The 6,153-nt window shown below is 58.5% G+C and carries 3 protein-coding genes; 2 read left to right on the top strand and 1 reads right to left on the bottom strand.

The annotated features are described in order from the left end of the window. A partial coding sequence (locus tag HX869_RS29545; RefSeq protein WP_178904069.1) for an MFS transporter occupies positions 1-1,170 on the bottom strand: 1,170 nt, incomplete at its 3' end. Between the two features lie 281 nt (positions 1,171-1,451). Between HX869_RS29545 and HX869_RS29540 the strand changes: the two genes are divergently transcribed. Further along, the gene (locus tag HX869_RS29540; RefSeq protein WP_023659115.1) at positions 1,452-3,713 is read left to right on the top strand and encodes a bifunctional diguanylate cyclase/phosphodiesterase; all 2,262 of its coding nucleotides are present in this window, start codon (positions 1,452-1,454) and stop codon (positions 3,711-3,713) included. A gap of 206 nt (positions 3,714-3,919) precedes the next feature. After that, positions 3,920-6,097 carry a hypothetical protein gene (locus HX869_RS29535; protein WP_023659116.1) on the top strand — a complete coding sequence of 726 codons (2,178 nt, stop codon included), beginning with the start codon at positions 3,920-3,922 and terminating at the stop codon, positions 6,095-6,097. Positions 6,098-6,153: the final 56 nt, after the last annotated feature.

Below are 6,153 nucleotides of genomic sequence, written 5' to 3'. Positions count from 1 at the left end.
CTGCTGGGCACCGTCGGCATACATCGCCGAATGGGCAAAATGATCCGACAACCCGCCCACCACAATCGGCCCCATGCCCCCGCCCAGCAAATACAAGCCGGCGAAGAACAATGCCATCGCCGTCGCCCGCAGGCGCGGCTCGACCACGTCCTGGATCGCCGTGTACACGCAGGTGTAGAAGTTATAGGCAAACAGCCAGCCGACACTGAACAGCGCCACAAACACACCAATCTCGATCCGCCCCGCGTGCAACGCCCAGGCAGTGGTCACTGTAGAGATAATCAAACTGCACGCCGCGAACAGCAGCCGGCCGTTAGCGATGCGTTGATGGATCTTGTCGGCAATCCAGCCGCCCAGGGTCAGGCCCACCAGGCCGGTAATACCGACGATGACACCGGTGGCGACTGCCGCATCCTGCAACGGCAGCAGGAAATAGCGCTGCAGCATCGGCACCAGGAACGAGTTGCAGGCATAGGTGGCGAAGTTGAAGCACAACCCGGCCAGCACCAGCCAGAGGAATGTCGGCACCGCCAGCACCCGGCGAATCGGCCGGTCGACTTTCTCCTGGGAGACTTGCACGGCTTCCGCCGCGCCGCGCTTGGGTTCCTTGATGTAGAACATGAACACCGCAAGGATCAGCCCCGGCACCGCGGCAATAAAGAATGGCGCACGCCAGCTGTCGAACGCCTTGACCATCGCACCAATGGTGAAGAAGGCCAGCAACAGGCCCAAGGGCAGGCCCAGCATGAAGATCCCCATGGCCCGGGCACGGCGGTGGGCGGGAAACAGGTCACCGATCAGCGAGTTTGCCGCCGGCGCATAACTGGCCTCGCCGATGCCGATGCCCATGCGCACCAGCAAAAAGGTCCAGAAACTGCCCACCAGACCATTGACCGCTGTCAGGCCACTCCACGCCGCCAGGCCCCAGCCCATGAGTTTGCTGCGCGAGCCGGTATCGGCCAGGCGCCCCAGCGGCAAGCCGGCAATTGCATAAACAATGGTGAACGCGGTACCGATGATCCCGAGCTGGAAGTCGCTGAGGTGCCACTCCATGCGGATCGGCTCGATGATGATCGCGGGAATGGTGCGGTCGAAAAAGTTGAACAGGTTGGCCAGGAACAGCAGGAACAGAATGCGCCAGGCATTCGCCGCTTGGGTCGAGTTCTGCATGGGTCCGTCTCTTTTATTGTTATGTGAGCCGCGATGCCAGACGCATCCTGAGCCCGGAACCTGCAATCTAGTCAGCCTCGTGGGGATTGTCTGTAATGATTCGTAAGTCTGATGTCACTCCATCGGGCGACCCGGCCGGTCATCCCTAATCATTTGGTTCTAGTTGTTTATAAACTCATCGCCAAATGATTAGAAGCAATCTGCCATCAATCCTTGTAACTCGCTCACGCTCTCTATACTGAAAGACGCAGTCAGACTAAAACTCTGTGACGGGACATGCTATGGAATGGCTTGGTTTGCATTTTTTTACCGACCTTCCGGACAGTGGGCACTTATTACTCAATTGCAGTCATAACCCCTTTCTGGTGCTACTGGCGTATGTAGTGGCGTGTGCAGCGGGCTTCGGCACCCTGGACATGGCCGAGCGGGTCGGCCATGTCGACAACCCCAAGGCTCAACGGCACTGGCGCTGGGTAGGCGCGGGCTGCCTGGCAGGCGGCATCTGGTCGACCCACTTCATCAGCATGCTGGCCTTCCAGGCGCCTATCGCGATTCACTACGAATTGATCATGACGTTCGCCTCGCTGCTGATCGCCCTGATCGCGGCGCTGTTCGCCATGCAAACCCTCAGTCATCCAAGGCTGCGCGCCCACCAATATGTGCTGGCGTCGGTGTGGATGGGGCTGGGTATTGCGCTGATGCACTACGTGGGCATGTCGGCCATGCGCTCCGAGGCGGGCGTGTATTTCGAGACTGGCTTGTTCCTCGCCTCTGTGTTGATCGCGATCGGCGCCAGCCTGGCGGCGTTGCTGCTGTCGCTGTACCTGCGCAACGGCACCGGCATGTTCCATCAATTGCTCAAGTACGCGGCCAGCCTGGTGCTTGGCGCGGGCATTATCAGCATGCACTTCACCGGCATGGCGGCCATGCAGCTGCTGGTACCCGAAGACCTCGTACAGTCGGCACTGCCGGTGGACAACAACCCGGTCCAACTGGGGCTGCTGGTGGCGGTCATCGCCCTGCTGGTGATTGGCAGCAGCATCAGTGCTGCCCTCGCGGACAAGAAGCTGCAACACAAGGAAACCGACCTGCGCCGGGTCAACGCCCTGCTCACCGAACTGGACCAGGCCCGCGCCTCGCTGCAACAGGTGGCGCATTACGATGCCCTGACCACCCTGCTCAACCGCCGTGGTTTCAACCAGATCTTCGCCGAGAAGCTCGCGGAAAAAACCGCCACCGACGGCATGCTGGCGGTGATCTTCCTGGATATCGACCACTTCAAGCGCATCAACGACAGCCTCGGCCATGACGCCGGCGACGAACTGCTGACGGTGCTGGCCGGCCATATCAAAAGCTCGGTGCGCAGCCATGACGACGTGGTCGCGCGGTTTGGCGGTGACGAATTCTGCATCCTGATCAGCATCCATCACCGCGATGAAGCGCGGCACATGGCCCAGCGCATCATGCAGAAAATGAAAGACCCCATCGAACTGGCCGGCCGGCGCATGGTGATGACCACCAGCATCGGCATCAGCCTGTTTCCCGAAGACGGCAAAACCAGCGAAGAGCTGCTGAAGACCGCTGACCTGGCGCTGTATCAGTCCAAGGATGCCGGGCGTAACAGCCTGAACTTCTTCAGCTCCAACCTGAAAACCCGGGCCTTCCTGGAACTGCAGCTGGAAGAGGAACTGCGCGCCGCACTGCGGGGCAAGAACGAGTTGGTGCTGTTTTACCAACCGATACTTGACCTGAAAAAAGGCAGGGTCACGCGCCTCGAAGCCCTGGTGCGCTGGCAACACCCCCAACATGGCCTGCTGACCCCGGACCGGTTCATCGGCATTGCCGAAAGCAACGGGCTGATTGCCGAACTGGATCACTGGGTGCTGCGCCAGGCCTGTCACGACCTGAGCCTGCTGTCGGAGCAAGGCCACACTGAATTGGTCATGGCCGTGAACTGCTCGGCCCTCAACCTGACGCGTGACGAGTTGGCCGATGAGATCGAAAACGCCCTGCGCTTCGGCGGGATCGCGGCCAATCGTCTGGAACTGGAAGTAACCGAGAACGCGCTGATGGGCAATATCAGCAGCACCCTGGCATTGCTGCGGCAAATCCGCGCCCTGGGCGTGTCGCTGTCCATCGACGACTTCGGCACCGGCTACTCGTCCCTCGCCTACCTTAAGCGCCTGCCGTTGAACACCTTGAAAATCGACCGTTCATTTATCCAGGATATCCCCAAGTCGAACGCCGACATCGAGATCGTCCAGGCCATTATCGGCATGGCCCACACCCTGCACCTGCAGGTGGTGACAGAGGGCGTGGAAACCCTGCAACAATTTGAAGTGGTGCAAAAACACGGCTGTGATTTTGTTCAGGGTTACCTGCTCAGCGCTGCGGTGCCGTTGAGTGATATCAGCGCGGTGATCAACAGCCTGGACCAGAACAACCTGTTCAGCCTGCTGGGCCTGACGGGGGGTGACCCCGCGCCGAAAGACCCGCCTTCGGGCCGTGCGGGCCCGGCGTCCATCGTTCGGCCAATTCGCTGACGCCGTTTATTTGGCAAATCGCCATCATTTCACTAAAGAACCCCGACGAACGGCCGATTCATCAGAGTCCGGCCAGGCTTTCCCCTTAAAACCCTAGGGTTAAACCCTATCGCCCAGGACCAGGACGCACTGTAAAGTCGCGATCTCTCATTCTGTGATGGCTATTTGATACTTACTCAGCCATCCGTCCAGGCACATGGCGCACAATGACTTCTAAAAATAACTCTGCCACTGCGGTATCCGACGTGTTGCTGACAGCCCCTGCGGAAAAACCCTCAGGTTCAAAGTCATTGAGCACCGCCCGCCCACTGGCCACCCAGCAGTACCTGTACTTCACCGAAACCAACACCGACCGCATCCTCGACAACCTCGACGGCCTGCGCGACATGGTGTTCCCGCGCGCACCGCACCTGGAAGTCGACGGTGAACTGCGCAATGAGCAGGAATTCCCCTCGGTGTGCCTGATCGGCCTGGGCCGCTGTGGCTCCAACATTGCCCTGGATGTGGCAGAGCTGGTGTACAACGCCCGCAAGTTCTACCTCAACGAATTCAGCAACGAAGACAAATCCACCGACAAGGGCTACCGCCCCGCCCAGTGGATTCGCAACAACCTGCGCCTGGGTTCGAACAAGGGCACCAAACCGGTGTTCCTGGTCGAGCCGCTGGTGATGCTGGGCGACCTGGACAAGGACATTGCCGGGCGCATCCGTTTCTCGCGCAAGGGTGAGAAAAGCGGTTTCCTGCGGGACTACAGCAAGATGAAAATCATGGACCTCTCGGAAGTCCATGCCGGCGGCGCCGGTAACGCGCCGATCCTCGGCCAGTACCTGGCCAAGATCATCCTCAACAAAGACACCCAGCGCTTCTCCAGCCCCGACTGGAAGATGATCCACTCGTACCTGATCGACTCCTGCGGCATCAAGGCCAACCAGTCGCGCCTGTACTTCTCGATCTTCAGTGCCGGCGGCGGTACCGGTTCAGGCATGGCCTCGGAGTTCGGCCTGGCCCAGCAGCACTCGTACATGAACAAGACGTTCGACACCAAGCCTGCCGACGAACACGACAGCAAAAGCGGTCACGCCTTCGTGTTCGAGCCGATCTTCACCAGCGGGATTTGTGTGCTGCCGAACATCTCCGATCACCGCAGCGAAATGTCCGAGGCGCTGCACATCAACGCCGGGCGGCTGTTGTGCAAATACCTGTCGGAAGAATGGGACTTCTCGTACAACTTCGACAATGAAGACAGCAGCGAAGCCAGCGTGAAAGGCCGTATCCGACCGTGGAACGCGATGATGCTGATCTCCAACGACATCATGCGTTACGCCGAGGAAAGCGATGACGGCAACATCCAGAACATTGATGTCAATGCCATGGAAAAGCACGCCAACCAGTACATCTCGCAGCAGATCTTCAACATTCTGACGGCCCAGGCGGTTACCACCGACTACGACCAGAACTACTTCCGTCGCGCCGGGATCGACATTGGCGAGACCATCCGCCTGGATGCCAACGACCTGTTCATGAGCCTGGCTGGCCCGGTGGCGATTGCCTATGCCGAATCGGTGGTGCCGGAAACGCCGGCGCCTTCGAGCGACAAGTTCAAGGTGTTCGAAAAAGAGCCGCAGCGGCTGAACATCGACGACTTGTTTTTCCGTTCCATTGATCTGCCGCACTTCAACAAGGTGACCCAGGCGATCGAAGGCATCAGCCTGTTGCCGATTGAGTCCAAGCGGTACAAGGCCTCCCTGGAGCAGTACAAGAATTCCGGCTATGACGCGGCGGCGTTGCATGACTTGCACTTCTTCAAGAACTGCTCGTCGGTGGTGTCGATTGTGTCGTTGCCCAAGGATTACAAGCTGTCCTATATGGACCTGAATCGCCTCAAGACGCACCTCAACAGCCTGTTTCCCAATACGACGCTCAAACGGTATGCGCTGGTGATCGGGGCGTCGGCCAACTTGTCGCTCACGACCTTGATCGCTAAAAGCCCGTGCCTGTCGGATGATTTTTTGACGTTGATCGTGGCATTTATCAAGCGCTGTTTTGCGCGTAATCCGTATCGGTTTGATGACACCCTGGATAATTCGATCCTGGATTTCATCATCCATGAGGATTTTGATGAAGACCGGATTGATGAGCTGCTCAACGAGTTCGAGAACCCGGCGAAGATCCTGGATACCAACTGGTATGCGATCAAGCCGATGTACGAGAAGAAGTATCGTGAGTTGATCAACGACAAGGACAAGTTTGTGTCGATCAACGATATTCGTCTGTCGCGGGATTGTGTGAAGAAGGCGATCAAGTACCTGCGTGAGATTTATCGTCACCGGATTGGGAAGACCAAGGTTATTTCGCTGAATAACCATACCGGGAAGACGGCGTAGGCTTTGTTGCTGAGGTGGGGTGTATATCCGTTATTCAGGTAACGGCGACTTATGGT

The sequence above is a fragment of the Pseudomonas sp. P7779 genome (genome assembly GCF_013386315.1).
Lineage (GTDB): Bacteria > Pseudomonadota > Gammaproteobacteria > Pseudomonadales > Pseudomonadaceae > Aquipseudomonas.
The sequence above is the reverse complement of the archived record's forward strand: the minus strand, read 5'-3'. Positions and strand labels throughout refer to the sequence as shown.

Coding starts and splice junctions, on each gene's coding strand:
- HX869_RS29535 (WP_023659116.1), top strand. CDS start 3,920: ATGACTTCTAAAAATAACTCTGCCACTGCGGTATCCGACGTGTTGCTG.
- HX869_RS29540 (WP_023659115.1), top strand. CDS start 1,452: ATGGAATGGCTTGGTTTGCATTTTTTTACCGACCTTCCGGACAGTGGG.